General features: G+C 64.7%; 3 protein-coding genes. All 3 read right to left on the reverse strand.

The window, feature by feature from the left end:
* Positions 1-363 (reverse strand): ATP-binding cassette domain-containing protein (locus WCB02_RS33590; RefSeq protein WP_423965236.1); only part of this gene is annotated, 363 nt, incomplete at its 3' end.
* Positions 353-1,348: a branched-chain amino acid ABC transporter permease gene (locus tag WCB02_RS33595; protein WP_423965238.1), complete on the reverse strand. Its 996-nt coding sequence runs from the start codon at positions 1,346-1,348 to the stop codon at positions 353-355. The genes WCB02_RS33595 and WCB02_RS33590, both read right to left, overlap by 11 nt.
* A 70-nt stretch (positions 1,349-1,418) precedes the next feature.
* Positions 1,419-1,651 (reverse strand): ABC transporter permease subunit (locus tag WCB02_RS33600; RefSeq protein WP_423965240.1); only part of this gene is annotated, 233 nt, incomplete at its 5' end.

The following is a 1,651-nucleotide window of genomic DNA, read 5'->3' on the forward strand; positions in this document are numbered from 1 at the left end:
CTCCAGCACGGCGCGCGCTTTGGTTTCGGCCTCACGGCGATGCGGGCTGCGCAGGAATGCACCGATCATGACGTTCTCGAGCACCGACAGGGTTTCGAAGGTCTGCGGTACCTGGAAGGTGCGGGCAAGGCCGACCTGCGCGCGCGCCTCCGGCGACAGCGCCGTGATGTCCCGGCCGTCGAACAGGACTTGCCCTGAGGTCAATAGGAGATCGCCGGTCAGGCAATTGAAGAAGGTGGATTTGCCGGCGCCGTTTGGCCCGATCAGGCCCAGGATGTCGCCCTGCTCCAAAGTCACGCTGGCGCCATCGACCGCGCGAAAACTGCCGAAGGCCTTGGTGATATTGCGCGCCTCAAGGAGCATGGCTCGCTCCCGCCGCGACCGCCGCCTTGTCCGGCGTCCGGGCCGCCCGCGCCCCCAGCCGCCTGACCAACGCCAGGATGCCGCCGGGCTGAAACCGCGCAATCAACACGATGATTGCGCCATAGACCACGAAGGTCAGCCCCGCGCCGCTGCCGCCGAACAGGTTGTTGGAGATTTCCTCCAGCGGAACCAGGATCGCAGCGCCCACCAGCGGCCCAAACAACAGTCCGGCCCCGCCAAGCGCCGCCATGATCAGGATCTTCACCGAGATCAGGATGCCGAACCCGGAATCAGGATCGATGAATCCGAACATCATGGCATAGAGCGCGCCGGCCAAGCTGGTCAGGCCCGCGCTGAGCATGAAGGCAAACAGCTTGATGCGGCTGGTGGGCGCGCCGAGCGAGCGCGCCGCGCGCTCGGAATCGCGAATGGCGCGCAGGTAAAAGCCCATCCGGCTGCGCGCCATCCACCAGGTGATGCCGAGCGTGCCCGCAAGCACGGTGAGGAACAGATAGTAATAGGGCAGCGCCGAAATGAAGGAGACATCGAACAAATTGCGCGGCACGGTCGGACCGCTCAGGCCCACCGCCGCACCGAGATAGTCGGTGTTGGTAACGATAAGCCGGGTCAGTTCGGCAACGGCGATCGTCGCCATGCTGAAATAATGCCCGGACAGCCGCAATGTCGGCACGCCGACCACCGCGGCGATGGTCACGGCGACGAGGATGCCGGCGGGAATCCCGACCAGCGGCGACAGCGCGAAATGCGCGTAGGCGACCATCGCCGCATAAGCCCCGCAGCCGAAGAACACGACATGCCCGACCGAGACCTGCCCGGCATAGCCGCCGACGATGTTCCAGGCCGACGCCGCGATCGCGTAAAGCAGCACCAGCGCGCCGAGCCGCTGCTCGAACGGGCTCGAGAACACCAGTGGATAGGCTATGACCAGCGCCAGCAGCACCGAGGGCCAAACGAGGCGCCGCATCACGTCTTGTCCATCAGGTCTCGCCCATCAAGGCTTTGCCCATCATGATCTGCCCATCAAGCCATGCCCATCAAGCCTTGCCCATCAAGCCTTGCGGTCTGAACCAGAGGAACGACAGGAACAGCGCGTAGACGACGATATCCTTGTAGACGGCGCCGATCAGATAAGCGGACAGCGACTCGATCACGCCGATCAGCAGACCCGCTACCAGCGCGCCCGGCACGCTACCGAAACCGCCGAGCGATACCGTCACGAAGGCAGTGATCCCGAGCGTCTCGCCGACCGTCGGCACGATGTAGAAGA

Origin of the sequence: Bradyrhizobium sp. (assembly GCF_049581145.1) — a bacterium.
Classification (GTDB): domain Bacteria; phylum Pseudomonadota; class Alphaproteobacteria; order Rhizobiales; family Xanthobacteraceae; genus Bradyrhizobium.

What these genes read in the sequence shown, in the direction of transcription:
- WCB02_RS33595 (WP_423965238.1), bottom strand. Translation starts at nt 1,348, where the DNA reads ATGCGGCGCCTCGTTTGGCCCTCGGTGCTGCTGGCGCTGGTCATAGCC.